At 69.8% G+C, this 15744-nt stretch carries 13 protein-coding genes and 1 tRNA gene; 4 read left to right on the top strand and 10 right to left on the bottom strand.

Annotation, left to right across the window (positions count from 1 at the left end; translation table 11 throughout):
- Nucleotides 1-302 precede the first annotated feature (302 nt).
- The 9 genes from HNR09_RS00705 to HNR09_RS00745 form a co-directional block, all read right to left on the bottom strand.
- Nucleotides 303-376: transfer RNA gene (locus HNR09_RS00705), tRNA-Pro, on the bottom strand.
- A 75-nt stretch (nt 377-451) separates the two neighbouring features.
- Complete coding sequence (der, locus tag HNR09_RS00710) at nt 452-1996, bottom strand: ribosome biogenesis GTPase Der (RefSeq protein WP_179540302.1); 1545 nt, start codon at nt 1994-1996, stop codon at nt 452-454.
- 120 nt (nt 1997-2116) lie between these two features.
- The gene (gene cmk / locus HNR09_RS00715) at nt 2117-2866 is read right to left on the bottom strand and encodes a (d)CMP kinase (RefSeq protein WP_179540303.1); all 750 of its coding nucleotides are present in this window, start codon (nt 2864-2866) and stop codon (nt 2117-2119) included.
- On the bottom strand, nt 2863-4023 hold the full coding sequence (locus HNR09_RS00720; protein WP_179540304.1) for a prephenate dehydrogenase: 1161 nt from the start codon (nt 4021-4023) through the stop codon (nt 2863-2865). The genes cmk and HNR09_RS00720 overlap by 4 nt, the downstream gene beginning before the upstream one ends.
- Nucleotides 4020-5012, bottom strand: a complete 993-nt coding sequence (locus HNR09_RS00725) for a pseudouridine synthase (RefSeq protein ID WP_246348673.1) — start codon at nt 5010-5012, stop codon at nt 4020-4022. Before HNR09_RS00725 ends, HNR09_RS00720 begins: the two co-directional genes overlap by 4 nt.
- A 44-nt stretch (nt 5013-5056) precedes the next feature.
- Nucleotides 5057-5680, bottom strand: a complete 624-nt coding sequence (scpB, locus tag HNR09_RS00730; RefSeq protein WP_179540306.1) for an SMC-Scp complex subunit ScpB — start codon at nt 5678-5680, stop codon at nt 5057-5059.
- Nucleotides 5673-6569: a segregation and condensation protein A gene (locus HNR09_RS00735; RefSeq protein ID WP_343047392.1), complete on the bottom strand. Its 897-nt coding sequence runs from the start codon at nt 6567-6569 to the stop codon at nt 5673-5675. The genes scpB and HNR09_RS00735 overlap by 8 nt, the downstream gene beginning before the upstream one ends.
- 17 nt (nt 6570-6586) lie before the next feature.
- A complete protein-coding gene (locus HNR09_RS00740) occupies nt 6587-7474 on the bottom strand; it encodes an AAA family ATPase (protein ID WP_179540307.1) in 888 nt (295 codons plus the stop codon).
- A 164-nt stretch (nt 7475-7638) separates the two neighbouring features.
- Complete coding sequence (locus HNR09_RS00745; protein WP_179540308.1) at nt 7639-9561, bottom strand: AMP-binding protein; 1923 nt, start codon at nt 9559-9561, stop codon at nt 7639-7641.
- A gap of 188 nt (nt 9562-9749) precedes the next feature.
- Here HNR09_RS00745 and HNR09_RS00750 point away from each other — a divergent pair, with 188 nt between their 5' ends.
- The 4 genes from HNR09_RS00750 to HNR09_RS00765 are packed head-to-tail and all read left to right on the top strand — an operon-like array spanning nt 9750 to nt 14072.
- On the top strand, nt 9750-10430 hold the full coding sequence (locus HNR09_RS00750; protein ID WP_179540309.1) for a GntR family transcriptional regulator: 681 nt from the start codon (nt 9750-9752) through the stop codon (nt 10428-10430).
- A gap of 31 nt (nt 10431-10461) precedes the next feature.
- Nucleotides 10462-11979 carry an MmgE/PrpD family protein gene (locus tag HNR09_RS00755; RefSeq protein ID WP_179540310.1) on the top strand — a complete coding sequence of 506 codons (1518 nt, stop codon included), beginning with the start codon at nt 10462-10464 and terminating at the stop codon, nt 11977-11979.
- A 1-nt stretch (nt 11980) separates the two neighbouring features.
- Nucleotides 11981-12931 (top strand): methylisocitrate lyase, encoded by a 951-nt coding sequence (gene prpB, locus HNR09_RS00760; protein WP_179540311.1) that lies wholly within the window; start codon nt 11981-11983, stop codon nt 12929-12931.
- Nucleotides 12924-14072 carry a bifunctional 2-methylcitrate synthase/citrate synthase gene (locus HNR09_RS00765; RefSeq protein ID WP_179540312.1) on the top strand — a complete coding sequence of 383 codons (1149 nt, stop codon included), beginning with the start codon at nt 12924-12926 and terminating at the stop codon, nt 14070-14072. The genes prpB and HNR09_RS00765 overlap by 8 nt, the downstream gene beginning before the upstream one ends.
- A gap of 34 nt (nt 14073-14106) precedes the next feature.
- Here HNR09_RS00765 and hutH read toward each other — a convergent pair whose 3' ends face one another.
- Nucleotides 14107-15714, bottom strand: coding sequence for a histidine ammonia-lyase (hutH, locus tag HNR09_RS00770; protein WP_179540313.1), 1608 nt, complete (start codon nt 15712-15714; stop codon nt 14107-14109).
- Nucleotides 15715-15744: the final 30 nt, after the last annotated feature.

A 15744-nucleotide genomic window follows, 5' to 3' on the forward strand; every position in this document is an offset into this window, starting at 1 on the left:
CATTCCACTCCACGTCCTCCAAGGCATCCTCGGCCACAAGTCCATCGAGACCACCCGCGGCTGCCTGCACCCCGACAGGAGACACCTCACCCACGCGGCCGCTCACGCGAACGCACTCCTCGACGGGCATGAGATTCTCGACCGCGAGGCTCCGGCGATGACCGGTCGGAGGACGGCACCTCAGTGATGACACTGCTCACAGGTCAAGGCGAGAACGGGCTCCAGGTCCCGAACCCCTCCGAAGAAAACCGGGGAGACGACGAAGCCCAGGTGAGAGACCTGCTCTCACCTGGGCTTATCGGTCGGGATGACAGGATTTGAACCTGCGACCCCCTGACCCCCAGTCAGGTGCGCTACCAAGCTGCGCCACATCCCGATTCATCGTGACCGTTCCGGCCACCACGAGAGTCTACAACAACTCACGCGCCGATGCCGCATCGCCGGCCGGCTCTCATTTCTTCCGGCGGCGCTTCTCTCGGACCCGCATGGTCACCTCGATGGGCGTGCCGCTGAAGTCGAAGGTCTCGCGCAGCCGCCGCACGATGAATCGCCGATATCCGGGGTCCAGGAAGCCGGTGGTGAACAGCACGAATCGCGGAGGTCTGCTCGAAGGCTGGGTGGCGAAGAGGATCCTGGGCTGCTTGCCGCTCCGCACCGGATGCGGATGGGCGGCGACGAGCTCACCGAGGAAGGCGTTGAGCCTGCCCGTGGAGATCCGCTGCTCCCAGTTGGTCAGGGAGGTCTCCAGCGCCGGAGCGAGCTTGTCCTTGTGCCAACCGGTCTGTGCCGAGACGTTGACCCGTGGTGCCCAGGCGACGTGGGCCAGATCGCGCTGGATCTCCCGTTCCAGGTAGTAGCGGCGCTCATCCTCGAGGAGGTCCCACTTGTTGCAGGCGATCACCAGCGCCCGGCCGGAGTCCACCGCCAGCTGGACGATGCGCACGTCCTGCTCCGAGATCGGTTCGTCCACGGCCAGCAGCACGACGGCGACCTCGGCCTTGTCCAGCGCCCGCTGAGTGCGCAGCATCGCATAGTACTCCGAGCCCTGCGCCATGTGCTGTCGCCGCCGGATCCCCGCCGTGTCGACGAACCGCCAGCTCTGTCCGCCGAGCTCCACCAGTTCGTCCACCGGGTCCCGAGTGGTGCCGGCGACATCATCGACGACGACGCGCTCCGAGCCTGCCAGCTTGTTCAGCAGCGAGGACTTACCCACGTTGGGACGTCCCACCAGCGCCACACGACGGGGGCCGCCCAGCGGCACCAGCCCGCCATGCTGCGCAGTCTCCGGCATGGCCTTCACCGCGGCGTCCAGCAGATCACCGGTGCCGGTGCCGTGAAGTGCGGAGACCGGGTGGGGCTCCCCCAGCCCGAGGTTCCACAGCCCATAGACCTCAGCCATCTGCGCCTGCGAGTCGACCTTGTTGGCCACCAGCAGCACCGGCTTCTTCTTCCTCCGGAGCATGCGCACCACAGCTTCGTCCACGGCGGTGGCGCCGACGAGCCCGTCGACGACGAAGACCACCGCATCGGCCTCCTCCACCGCCACTTCGGCCTGCTCGGCCACGCGCTGATGCAGACCCCGGGCGTCCTTCTCCCAGCCGCCGGTGTCCACGATGGTGAACTCTTTGCCGTTCCACTCGGCGTCGTAGGAGACACGGTCCCGGGTCACCCCGGGCACGTCCTCCACCACCGCCTGCTTAGACCGGATGATCCGGTTGACCAGGGTGGATTTGCCCACGTTGGGCCGACCGACGATCGCCAGCACCGGCGGCGCCGGCACGGACGGGACGCCGTCGTCGTCGTGGTCCTCCTCGGTGAGCAGCGCCGAGTCCTCGTCCTCGAGCTCGTAGTCCTCCAGCCCGGCGCGCAGCGCGGCGGCCCGGGCTTCGGCCTCCTCCTCGCTGATCGCGGCGAGCCGCTCGGCCAGGCGGTCGTCCTCGACGGCAGGGCTGAACTCCTCGCCGGCCTGAGGGGTCGCGTCATCGTGTCGGGCCATTGCTGCTCCTGGTCTGTGGGAGGTCCGTCGGGAAAGTGTCTGCCGGGGACGAGTCCCCGAGTGGGTGCCCTGCGGTCGCGCAGGCAGGTGCGGCGTCGAAGGCCGTCGCCGGATGCCGGCTCAGCGTACGGACTCCACACGGGAGACCAGCGCGTCCACGGTCTCTTCGAAGGTCAGGTCGGAAGAGTCCAGCACGGCGACCCCGTCAGCCGCCTCGGTGAAGTTCACCGCGGTGGAGTCCTTGGCGTCCCTGGCCAGCACCTGGCGCTGCAGGGCCTCGGTGGACTGGGTGCCGCCCATCTGCAGCCCTCGGCGCGCCAGCCGGACCTCGGCCGACGCCGTGAGGAGCACCCGCACCTGCGCGTCAGGGGCCACCACGGTGGTGATGTCCCGCCCTTCGGCGACGACGAACCCGGCTTCGTCGACGAGCCTCCGCTGGGCGGCGACCAGCAGGGCCCGAGCCTCACGGTTGGTGGCGATCGCCGAAACACGCTCGGAGATCCGGGCCTCCCGAATCGCCTCGGTGACGTCAGCTTGACCGACCGTCACCGTCTGGTGGTCCGGGTCCGTGGACAGGGACAGGGGCAGGTCTTCGACGGCGAGTGCGACGGCGCCCTCGTCGTCCAGGTCGACCCCGCGGTCCAGGCAGTACCAGGTCGCCGCCCGGTACATCGCCCCCGTGTCCAGGTAGGCCGCGCGGAGCCGCCTGGCGGCGGCCCGGCACACGCTGGATTTTCCGGAACCCGAGGGTCCGTCGACGGCGACGACTAGCCGCCTGGCCTGGTGGGCGTGCGACTGGTCCGTCGGGTGGTCCTCCGCGAGCGGGTCTGACGCACTGGTGACGGTGCGGTCGGCCGCGCCTGCAGTCATGATTGGACCACCTTCCATCCGAGTTCGGTCAGCGCCTCGGCCAGCTCTTCGCACCGGCCGGGCAGCACGGACAGCTCCACCATACCGACCTGATGGCCGGCCGAGTGGTCCATGCGCATGTCTTCCACGTTGACGCCCACCTTCGCCACATCGTTGAGCACCGCGGCGATCTGACCTGGACGGTCGTCCACGATGACGATGAGGCGGGCGAAGGACTGAGGCGGGGCGCCGTGTTTGCCCGGCACCCGCGCTCTGCCGGAGTTTCCTTCGGAGATCAGCTGGGCGATGTCGGCCTGCCTGCCTGGGGCCCGAGGGTCCTCCAGGGTGCGGATCAGCCGGACGACGTCGTCGCGCAGGCCGTGGAGGATCTCCACCACCGGCGCGGCGTTGGCCGCGAGGATCTGCACCCACAGGTTGGGATCCGAGGCGGCGATACGGGTGACGTCGCGCAGCCCGTTGCCGGCCAGCGCCAGCGCGGAGGTTGGCGCGTCCTGCAGTCGCGAGGCGATCAGCGAGGCGGCGATCTGCGGCAGATGGGAGATCAGCGCCACCGAGGCGTCATGCTCCTGCGGGTCCATGTAGTGCACCGTGGCGCCGCAGCGGCGGGCGATCTCCTCAGCCCACGCCACGGCGGACGGGGAGGGGATCTGCTCGCCTGTGGCGGGATCGTGGGCGGGTGTGATGACCCACGGCATGGAGGTGAACAGCTCACCGCGGGCGGCCACCGGGCCGGACTGTTCGCGCCCGGCCATCGGATGGGTGCCCACGTAGCGGGTGAGGTCAGCCGGGCTGAGGTCATGGCCTGGGCTCAGCGCGAGCTCACGCAGCTGACGCAGCACCTCGGCCTTGACCGAGGCGACGTCGAGCACGACCGACTCGGGGAACTCCACCAGCGCGTCCGCCGCCTCGGCGGCGGTGACCTCCGGCGGGGCGGCGACGACGACGATCTCCGGGTCGGGATCGCCGGCTTCGCGTATCTGACCGGCGCCGATGTCACGAGCGATGGACTCGGCCGTCCCGGAGGGGTCGGAGAGCTGGACCGCGTGGCCGTCGGCGCTGAGCCGGATCCCGATGCTGGCGCCGAGCAGTCCGGTGCCGCGGACGAGCACCCGGGGCCTCTGACGGCCGGCGTCCGGTGCGGTGCTCAGCGGGTTCACCGATGTCCTCCCCGGTGAGTGCTGTCATCGCCCTGAGTGGTGCCTTCTGCGCTGGTGCCGTCCGGTGCGGCGCTGGTCAGGTCCAGCAGGTGACCCAGCTCCTGCTTGCCCAGGTCCCGGACCGAACCCTGCGGCTGGTCGCCGATGGTGATCGCTCCGATCGCGGTGCGCACCAGGCGTGTGACGGGGTGGCCGACGTGGTCGAAGATCCGCCGCACGATCCTGTTCCGGCCGGAGTGCAGGGTCACCTCCACCATGCTGCGTCCCTGGGCGCTGCCCAGCTGACGGCAGGAGTCGACGGCGATCGGGCCGTCCTCGAGAGTGATTCCGTCCAGGAGCGTGCGGCTCAGGGACTTCGGGACGCGCCCGGAGACCTCCACCAGGTAGGTCTTGGGGACCTCGTAGGAGGGGTGGGTCAGGCGGTGTGCCAGCTCGCCGTCATTGGTGAGCAGCAGCAGACCTTCGGTCTCCCGGTCGAGCCGGCCCACGTGCACCAGTCGGGCGGCGATCATCTCGGGGTCCAGGTAGTCGCCGATGCTGCGGCGGCCCTGCGGGTCGTCCATGGTGGTGACCACGCCTGCCGGCTTGTTGAACATCACGTAGCGATGTTCCACGTCAAGGCTCAGCCGCACGCCGTCCACGTGGATGGTCACCCGATCCGGGACCACCCGCACGCCGGGCTCGACGACGACCAGTCCGTTCAGCTGCACGCGCCCTTCGGCGATGAGGTCCTCACAGACGCGTCGTGAGGCGACTCCCGCCTGAGCGAGGACCTTCTGCAGGCGCACCCCAGCAGGGTCATGGACAGCGGTGAAGTTTTCCTCGGCCTCGCTCAGCCGCGGCTTGTCGCGCCGGGGCCGTCCGGAGATCAGACGCTGCGGGTTCTCGTCGGAGAAGGGCCCGCCGGACTCCCCTGCCCGAGGTGTGCGAGGGGCCCGCACCGCGCGCGGCTCTCTGGGCGCTTCAGGGCGCTTCCCGGAAGAAGTCATGAGCTCCATTCTACGGGCGCGCGCAAACCGGACCGACCCACGGCTCAGCCGTCCTCACCGTGCCCCTCGGCCGCCTCCACTCCCGGCAGATGGGGTGACAGCCGGGGCAGCTCCTCGAGTGAGCCCACCCCCAGCTTCTCCAGGAACGTCCGGGTGGTCGTATACAGCGTGGCGCCGGTGACCGGGTCCGCCCCGGCGGTGTCCACCAGGCCGCGGTGGACCAGGGTGCGCACCACTCCGTCCACGTTAACCCCGCGGATGGCCGCCACCTGCGAGCGCGCCACCGGCTGCCGATAGGCGATGATCGCCAGGGTCTCCAGCGCCGCCTGGGACAGCCGCGCGGTCTGCCCTCCCAGCACGAAGGCCGAGACCTGGTCGGCGTAGTCCATCCGTGAGTAATAGCGATGTCCGCCGGCGACCTCGCGCAGCTCGAAGCCGCGGCGGCGGCCTCCGCCGGCGCCGTCGGCCTCTGCTCGCAGCTCGTCGAGGAGCGAGACCACCTGGTGCTCGGGGATCTTCACCGCGGCGGAGAGCTCCGCTGGGGTCACCGGCTCCTCGGCCACCATGAGGACCGCCTCCACGGCTCCCAGGAAGTCCTCGTGGGCGACCAGCTGCACGCCCTCCGCCGACTCCAGCGCCGGCGCCTGCTGCTCCTCCGGTTCAGCCATCGTGCTCCTCCAGCTCGTCATCCCATTCGGCCGCGGCGCGCTCGGCCGCCTCCGTCTCACCCTGATCGGATCCGGCCCAGCTCACGGTCAGCTCCCCGAGGGGAGAGTACTGGCGCAGCTCGACATCGCGGTCCCGGAAGAGCTCCAGAAGACCCAGGAACCGGACGACGACGACCAGTCGGCTCTCCGCGTCACGGACGAGCTCCGAAAAGGTCAGCGTGCCGGTGTCGCGCAGCCTGACGGTCATCGTGGCCATCTCCTCGCGGACGGTGACCACGGGGGCGTGCAGATGCTCCAGGCGGACGTCGTCGGGCTCCATGGCGGGCCGGGCGAAGGCCTTCTCCGCGATGGCGCGCAGATCCTCCGGCGAGGTGCGCCAGACCAGCTCCGGCAGCAGGCCGGCCAGCTGGGGGTCGGTGCCGGGCTGGCGGGGGTGACGTCCGGAGTTCTCGTCGAAGGTGGCCTGCACCTGGGAGGCGATCTCCTTGAACGCCCGGTACTGCAGCAGCCGAGCGAAGAGCAGGTCCCGGGCCTCCAGGGCGGCGATGTCCTCCTCGGACTCGACCTCGCCGCTGGGCAGCAGCTGAGCGGCCTTGAGGTCCAGCAGGGTGGCTGCCACCAGGATGAAGTTCGACGACTCGTCGAGGGCCTGAGGGCTGAAGTACCCCTCTTCGGCGCCCGCCTCGGCGGAGAGCCGACGCACGTAGGCGACGAACTCGTCGGTGACGGCGGCCAGCGCCACCGCCGTGACGTCCATCTGACGCTTGGCGATCAGCCCGAGCAGCAGGTCGAAGGGCCCGTCGAAGTTCTCCAGGCTCACGGTGAATCCGCTGGTTCCCTCGACCTCGGCGGCGGTCTCAGCGACAGTGTCGGCAGCGAACTCGCTCACGGGAGGCTCCGGAGGGGTCAGGGCGCTCCGCCGCGGGCCACAAGCTCCCGGGCCAGCTGACGGTAGGCCTTGGCGCCCTCGTGCTTATAGGCGTAGGTGGTGATCGGCTCGGCGGCGACCGTGGCGTCCGGGAACTTCACGGTGCGTTTGATGACGGTCTCGAAGACCTTGTCCCCGAAGGCCTCCACGATGCGTGAGATCACCTCGCGGCTGTGCAGCGTGCGGGTGTCGACCATGGTGGCCACCACCCCGTCGATCTCCAGGTCCGGGTTGAGCCGATCCTGGACCTTCTCGATGGTGTCCACCAGCAGCGCGACCGCGCGCAGCGCGAAGAACTCGGCCACCAGCGGGATGATGACCCCGTGGGCGGCGGTGAGCGCGTTGACGGTCAGCAGACCCAACGAGGGCTGGCAGTCGATGATGATGACGTCGTAGTCGTCGCGGACGGGCCGAAGCGCGCGCTCCAGCACCTGCTCCCGGGCGACCTCGTTGACCAGCTGCACTTCGGCGGCCGAGAGGTCGATGTTGGCCGGCAGCAGATCGACCCCGGGTACATGGGTGGTGAGGATGGCGTCTCGGGCGGTGACGTCACGTTCCATCATCACGTTGTAGACCGAGGTCTCCAGCTCGTGCGGGCTGGTGCCCAGGCCGGCCGAGAGGGCGCCCTGGGGGTCGAAGTCGACCATGAGGACCCTGCGGCCGTACTCGGCGAGCGCCGCACCCAAGTTGATCGCGGAGGTGGTCTTGCCCACCCCGCCCTTCTGGTTGACCATCGCGATGGTGCGGGCCGGTCCGGTGCTCTGCAGGGGGTCGGGGACGGCGAACTCGTGCTTGGGACGGCCGGTGGGGCCGATGATCGCTTCACCGTGGATGGTGAAGAGCTCGGTCGGCTGGTCGTTGCTCACTGACTCCCTCGCTTCTCCGTCGCGCCGTCGTCTCGTGTGTCGTCACCTGTCACGCCGCGCATCAGGCGCCGCGGGCGGGCAGAACCCGACCAGACTACCCCCGACCCGGCGCCGACCACACGCTGACTGTTCATCCCGAGATTGAAGGACGGGCCGCCGGGAGCTCAGCGGCTTCGTCTCAGCACCGGGATGAGCTCCTCGAGCACCGAGAGGTCCTCGATGGTGGAAGGCACCCGGTGTTCCTGGCCGTCGGCGATCTGCCGCATGGTCTTGCGCAGGATCTTCCCGGAACGGGTCTTGGGCAGCGCGGGCACCACGGCGACGTCCTTGAAGCCGGCCACCGGGCCGATGGTGCGGCGCACCAGAGAGGTGAGCTCCTCCCGCAGGACCTCGACGTCGACGTCATGGCCGGACTTGAGCACCACGTAGCCTCCGGCACGCTGCCCCTTGAGCTCGTCGGCCAGACCGATGACGGCACACTCGGCCACCGCCGGATGGGCAGCCACCACGGCTTCGATCGCCCCCGTGGAGAGCCGGTGCCCCGCGACGTTGATGACGTCGTCGGTGCGGCCCATGACGAACAGATAGCCGTCCTCGTCCAGGAAGCCGGAGTCCCCGGTGGTGTAGAAGCCCGGAAAGACGGAGAGGTACGAATCGATGTAGCGCTGGTCATCGCCCCATAGGGTGGGCAGGGTCCCCGGCGGCAGCGGCAGCCGCAGGGCGATGTTGCCCTCCTGGCCAGCCGGGAGCTCCTCGCCGAGGGGGTCCAGCACGACGACGTCGTACCCGGCCATCGGCACGGTCGCCGACCCTTCCTTGACCGGCAGTGCCTCGATCCCCACCGGGTTCGCCGCGATCGGCCAGCCAGTCTCGGTCTGCCACCAGTTGTCGATCACCGGCACTGCGAGAGCCTGACCGATCCAGCGCTGGGTCTCGGGATCCAGCCGCTCCCCGGCGGCGAAGAGGTGCTTCAGGGACGAGATGTCATGCTCACCCACCAGCGCCGCCTCGGGATCGGCCTTGCGGATGGCGCGCAGCGCCGTCGGTGCCGTGAAGAGCGCGCTGACGCCGTGCTCGGCGACCATCCGCCAGAACACCCCGGCGTCGGGGGTCCCCACCGGCTTGCCCTCGTAGAGGACGGTGGTCGCCCCCACCAGCAGCGGCCCGTAGACGATGTAGGAATGGCCGACCACCCAACCGACGTCGGAGGCGGTGAGCATCGTCTGGCCCGGCCCGATGTCGAAGACCGCGGCCATCGACCAGCTGAGCGCCACGGCGGTGCCGCCCTGGTCCCGGACCACGCCCTTGGGGCGCCCTGTGGTCCCGGAGGTGTAGAGCACGTAGAGCGGATCCGTGGCTGGTACCGAGACCGGGCCCGCGGGAGGCGCCTGGTCGATGAGCAGGCCCCAGTCCTGCCAGCGGGCCGCGGAGTCCGCGGCGACGTCCTCGATGTCATGCGCGAAGCCCCCGCGATGCTGGACGACCACCTCACGGACCGGATGTCGGGCCAGCGCGACGGCCTCCGCGACGGTGGGCAGATACTCCACCCGCCGGGAGGGCTCGATGCCTCCGGAGGCGGTGAGCACGACGTCGGGGGTCGCGTCGTCGATGCGTGAGGCGAGCTCGGCGGCGGCGAACCCGCCGAAGACCACCGAGTGGACGGCGCCGAGCCGGGCGCAGGCGAGCATCGCGATGGGAGCCTGCGGGATCATGGGGAGGTAGATGATGACCCGGTCTCCTCGGCCGACTCCCAGCTCGGCGAGCATGCCGGCACAGCGGGCGACCTCCTCGGTGAGCTCGGCGTAGGTGTAGCGCCGCACCCTCCCGGTGACCGCCGAGTCATGGATGAGGGCGATGTCTCCGCCGCGACCGGCCTCGAGGTGCCGATCCAGACAGTTGCGGCTGAGGCTCAGCCGGGCGTCGGGGAACCATCGATAGATCGGGGCCGCAGAGTCGTCCACGGCACGATCCGGGCTACGGTCCCAGTCCACGCACTGCGCGGCGTGAAGCCAGAAGTCCTCCCGATCGCGCAGGGAATGCTCGTGGATCTTTCGGTACTCTCCGCGCAGCGTGTGCTCGGCACCCATATCGGTCCTCCTAGTGCTGCCCTGATCGGCCCTGTCCTGGTCACCCGGCGGCGGCTCGCACCCCACCCTTCCCCAGGGTATGACGCAGCTCACAGCAGGTAAAGAGTTCTGTATACAGAGATTGTCGTTCTACGCGACTTCACCCCTGGGTCTCGTGCTTACACCCTCTCGTTGTATACACTGCTGGTATGCGTGCCAGTGATCGCGCCTATCAGAGGCTGCGGAACGAGATCCTCGAGGGGACCCTCGCGGCGGGGACGCTGCTCGGCGAGGTCGAGCAGGCCGAACGGCTCGGCGTCTCCCGCACGCCGCTGCGCGAGGCGCTCTCCCGGCTCACCGCGGACGGCCTGGCCGATCAGACCCAGGGCCGCGGCACGGTGGTCAGCTCTGTCTCCCTGGACGACGTGGACCTGCTCTTCGAGCTTCGCCTGCCCCTGGAGGTCCAGGCTGCTCGGCTGGCCGCGCAGCGCGGCGACGCGGAGCGGTTCACGGCTCTGGCCGAACGCTTCTCCCAGGTCGAAGAGGCCCTGGCCGCTCCGGACGGGGCAGGACGCGAGGACCAGGAGGCCCGGTGCTACGACCTCGCCGAGGAGCTCGATGAGGCCATCGCCGAGGCCGTGGACAACTCCTATCTGACCGGCACGCTGCGAGGCCTGCGCGTCCACCTGGTACGGGTCCGCCGTCTGGCCCGCGACGAGCCGGCCCGCCTGGTCGAGTCGGCCCGCGAGCATCGTACGGTCTGCACCGCCATCGCCTCGGCGGACGGTGAGACCGCCGCCGCGGCGATGCTCATCCATCTGCGCCGCAGCCTCGCCTACATCACCGACCGTTCCGCCGCATCGGCGGACGGCCCGAAGACCAGACCCTGAGAAACCCCTGTCCTGAGAGGAACACCGACACATGATCACCCACCACGTGAGGGTCCGCCGCAGCGAGGAGAACCTGCCCCGCGAGGAGCAGCTGGCCTGGAGGATCGCCCAGGTCGCCGCGGACCCCGTGTCCGTGGATCCCGAGGTCACCGACATGGTGATCAACCGCATCATCGACAACGCCTCGGTGGCCGTGGCCTCGTTGAACCGCGCCCCGATCGTCGCCGCCCGCGCCCAGGCCCTGGACCACCCGGTCTCCGCCTCGGGTTCCGGAGCGTCCATCTTCGGCATCGCGGAGAAGTCCAGTCCCGAATGGGCCACCTGGGCCAACGGGGTGGCCGTCCGCGAGCTCGACTACCACGACACCTTCCTGGCCGCCGACTACTCGCACCCGGGCGACAACATCCCGGCCCTGCTCGCCGTGGCCCAGCACACCGGCCGCTCCGGAGCCCAGCTGATCCGCGGCATCGCCACCGGCTATGAGATCCAGGTGGACCTGGTCAAGGCCATCTGTCTGCACCAGCACAAGATCGACCACGTCGCTCATCTGGGTCCCTCCGCGGCCGCGGGCCTGGGCACACTCCTGGGCCTCGACACCGAGACGATCTTCCAGGCCGTGGGACAGGCGCTGCACACCACCACCGCGACCCGACAGTCCCGCAAGGGGGAGATCTCCACCTGGAAGGCCCATGCCCCGGCCTTCGCCGGGAAGATGGCCGTCGAAGCTGTGGACCGGGCGATGCGCGGCCAGACCTCCCCGGTGCCGATCTACGAAGGCGAGGACGGCGTCATCGCCTGGATGCTCGACGGCCCCGACGCCTCCTACGAGGTGCCGCTGCCGGCCACCGGCGAGTCCAAGCGGGCGATCCTGGACACCTACACCAAGGAGCACTCCGCCGAGTACCAGGCCCAGGCGTGGATCGATCTGGCACGGAAGCTGCACCAGGAGCACCCCGAGGTCACGGATCCCCGTCAGGTGGAGTCGGTGCTGATCCGCACCAGCCACCACACGCACTACGTGATCGGCTCCGGGGCCAACGACCCGCAGAAATACGACCCCACCGCCTCCCGCGAGACGCTGGACCACTCGATCCCCTACATCTTCACCGTCGCGCTGCAGGACGGATCCTGGCACCACGTGGACTCCTATGCCCCGGAGCGTGCCGCACGCGAGGACACCGTGGCGCTGTGGCACAAGGTCACCACCGAGGAGGACCGGGAGTGGACCCGCCGGTACCACTCGCTGGACATCGCCGAGAAAGCCTTCGGCGGCTCCGTGGAGATCCGGCTGACCGACGGACGCACCATCACCGACGAGATCGCCGTGGCCGACGCCCATCCGCTGGGCGCCCGCCCCTTCGCCCGCGAGCAGTACATCGGGAAATTCCGCTCCCTGGCCGCCGGCATCATCGCCGAGCAGGAGATCGAGCGCTTCCTCGACGTCGTCCAGGGACTGGAGTCGCTGCCGGCCGGTGAGCTGGGCCAGCTCAACGTCCAGGCCGCCGAGGGCGTCATCGATCCCACCGCCGGGCCGAAAGGACTCTTCTGAGATGTTGTACTCGACCACCACGCCCCAGCAGAAGCGCCGGGCACTGCGCGAGATGCTCGTCCCCGGGGCGGCCCGCCAGTTCCCGGGAACCTTCACCCCGCTCTCGGCCCCGCTGATCGAGGAGAAGGGCTTCGACGGCATCTACATCTCCGGTGCGGTGCTGGCCAACGAGCTCGGCCTTCCCGACGTCGGCCTGACCACCCTGACCGAGATCACGCAGCGGGCCGGGCAGATCGCCCGAGCCACGGACCTTCCCGCCCTGGTCGACGCCGACACCGGCTTCGGCGAGCCGATGAACGTGGCCCGCACCGTCCAGGAGCTCGAGGACGCCGGCCTGGCCGGCTGCCACATCGAGGACCAGTTCAACCCCAAACGCTGCGGACACCTCGACGGCAAGAACATGGTGGATCTGCAGACCGCCACACAGCGCATCGCGGCCGCCGCCCAGGGACGCCGTGACGAGGACTTCCTCATCATGGCCCGCACCGACCTGCGCGCCGTCGAGGGCCTCGACGCCGCCGTCGACCGAGCCAAGGCGCTCGTCGACGCCGGCGCGGACGCCATCTTCCCCGAAGCGATGAAGGATCTCGGCGAATTCGCCACGGTCTGCGACGCGGTGGACGTCCCGGTGCTGGCCAACATGACAGAGTTCGGGAAGTCCGCCCTGTTCACCCGCGAGCAGCTCGCCTCCGTCGGCGTCGCGATGGTCATCTACCCGGTGACCTCGCTGCGTTCAGCCATGGGGGCCATCGAACGGACCCTGGACACCCTGTCCGCCGACGGCACCCAGGAGGCAGCGGTGAGTCAGATGATGACCCGCGCCCGTCTCTACGAGCTGGTGGACTATGCGGGATACAACTCCTTCGACGCCGGCATCTTCAACTTCGAGGTGCCTGAGATGCACCGCAGGAACGAGCCCAACACCCGACCCGAGGAGGTCACCGATGTCTGACAACCACGACGCCGAACAGGTCCGCAAGGGACTGGCCGGCGTGATCGCCGACCACACTGCGGTCTCCAAGGTGAATCCGGAGACGAACTCCCTGCTCTACCGCGGCTATCCGGTCCAGCAGCTGGCCGCCCAGCTGTCCTTCGAGGAGGTGGCCCTGCTGCTCTGGACCGGCGATCTCCCCACCGAGTCCGAACGGGCGGAGTTCATCGCCTTCGAACGCTCCCACCGGGCGCTCGACGCCCGGGTGAAGGCCGCGATCGACCTGCTGCCCACCGACTGCCACCCGATGGACGTCGGACGCACGGCCGTCTCGGTCCTGGGGGCCAACCACCCGCAGTCCGAGGACTCCTCCCCCGAGGCGGAGCAGGCCAAGGCCCGGGAGCTCTTCGCCGCGTTCCCCGCCGTGGTCGCCTATGACCAGCGCCGCCGCCGCGGCCTCGACGTCGTCGAACCGCGCGAAGACCTGGACTACTCGCAGAACTTCCTCTGGATGACCTTCGGCGAGGAGCAGGCCGCCGAGGTGGTCGACGCGTTCCGCGTCTCGATGGTGCTCTACGCCGAGCACTCCTTCAACGCCTCCACCTTCACCGCACGTGTGGTCACCTCCACGCTGGCGGATCTCCACTCCGCGGTCACCGCGGCGGTCGGGGCGCTGAAGGGCCCGCTGCACGGCGGCGCCAACGAGGCGGTGATGCACACCTTCGAGGAGATCGGCATCGACCCGCAGGAGACCCGTGCCGAAGCGGCCACCCGCGCCAAGGCCTGGATGGAGGAGGCTCTGGTCGAGAAGCGGAAGGTGATGGGCTTCGGCCACCGGGTCTACAAGAACGGCGACTCCCGGGTGCCGACCATGAAGGAGGCCCTCGACGCCATGGTGGCCCACTACGGACGGGGCGAGCTGATGGGCCTCTACGACGGGCTCGAAGCAGCGATGGACGAGGCCAAGGGCATCAAGCCCAACCTCGACTACCCCGCCGGCCCGACGTACCACCTCATGGGCTTCGACACCGAGATGTTCACCCCGCTGTTCATCGCCTCCCGGATCACCGGGTGGACGGCCCACATCATGGAGCAGCGCGCCGAGAATGCGCTGATCCGCCCGTTGAGCGCCTACAACGGGCCCGACGAGCGGAGCCTCTAGCCCGCTCTCCCTGGCCCCGGTCAGACCAGCCGGGTCAGACCAGCGGAGCGTCCAGCGCCTCGTCCGCGGCGGCGACGATCTCGCCGTCGCGGACCAGCGCGACGACCGCCTCGATCTCCGGGGCGAGATACCGGTCCGTGCCCGGCCCCTCGACCCGTGAACGCACCGCCCGACGCACAGCGGTGACCGCCGGCGCGGTGCGCGCCGCCAGCACCCCACCGTCCCGCATGTCCAGGCCGCGGGCCGCGGTGAGGATCTCCACCGCCAGCACCCGGGTGATGCCGTCCACGGCCCGGCGCAGCTTCAGCCCGGCCGCCCAGCCCATGGAGACGTGGTCCTCCTGCATCGCGGAGCTGGGGATCGAGTCCACCGAGGCGGGCACCGCCAGCCGCTTCATCTCCGAGACGATGCCGGCCTGGGTGTACTGGGCGATCATGTGCCCGGAGTCCACCCCCGGGTCATCAGCGAGGAAGGCATTCAGCCCGTGGCTGCGGGAGGTGTCGAGCATCCGATCGGTGCGCCGTTCGGACATCGAGGCGCAGTCCGCCGCAGCGATCGCCAGGAAGTCCAGCACATAGCCCACCGGTGCGCCGTGGAAGTTTCCGTTGGACTCCACCCGACCGTCGATGGTCACCACCGGGTTGTCGATGGCCGAGGCGAGCTCGTAGCCCGCCACCGCCTCCGCATGCGACAGCGTGGAGCGGACCGCACCGTGGACCTGAGGGGCGCAGCGCAGCGAGTAGGCGTCCTGGACTCGGGTCTGCCGATGGTCACCGCCGCGGGTCTCCGCGATCATCTCGGAGCCTGCCAGCAGTCGGCGCAGGTTCGCCGCGGAGTCAGCCTGGCCCGGCTGGGGCCGCAGCGTATGCAGGTCCGCGGAGAAGACGGCGTCGGTGCCGCGCAGCGCCTCGACGGTCAGGGCTGTGGCGACATCCGCGGTGCGCACGAGTCTGCGCAGGTCGGTGACGGCCATCAGCAGCATCCCGAGCATGCCGTCCGTGCCGTTGATCAGCGCCAGGCCCTCCTTCTCCTGAAGCTCGATCGGGTCGACGCCGGCCTCAGCCAGCACGTCTGCGGCCGGCCGGCGGGCACCGGCGGCGTCGAAGACCTCACCCTCGCCCATCACCGCGAGCGCGCAGTGGGACAGCGGCGCCAGGTCTCCGGAGCAGCCCAGCGAGCCGTACTCCCCGACCACCGGAGTGATCCCTGCGTTGAGCAGCGCCGCGTACCGCTGGGCGACCTCGGGCCGCACCCCGGTGCGGCCGGTGGCCATCGTGGAGAGCCGGTTGAGCATCAGCGAGCGGATGACCTCCCGGTCCACCGGCGCGCCGGAGGAGGCGGCGTGGGAGCGGACCAGCGAGCGCTGCAGCTGACGCCGGCGCTGGGGCGGGATCTGCTTGATCGCGAGCGCACCGAACCCGGTGGAGACTCCATAGTGCGGCAGCGGATCCTCAGCCAGGGACTCGATCACTCCGCGGGAGAGGCGCATGGCCCCGACCGCACTCTCCCCCAGCACGACGTCGGCACCATGCCGCGCGACGGCGACGACATCCTCCGGGCGCAGCGGCCCTGTCTCCACGGTGATCCTGGCGGGGCCGCCCTGCTGGAGCCTGCCCGATGCCGCTGTCTTCGACGATGTCATGAACTGAACCTTCCGGTGTTGCCATCTGCT

The organism is Nesterenkonia xinjiangensis, assembly GCF_013410745.1.
Lineage (GTDB): Bacteria > Actinomycetota > Actinomycetes > Actinomycetales > Micrococcaceae > Nesterenkonia > Nesterenkonia xinjiangensis.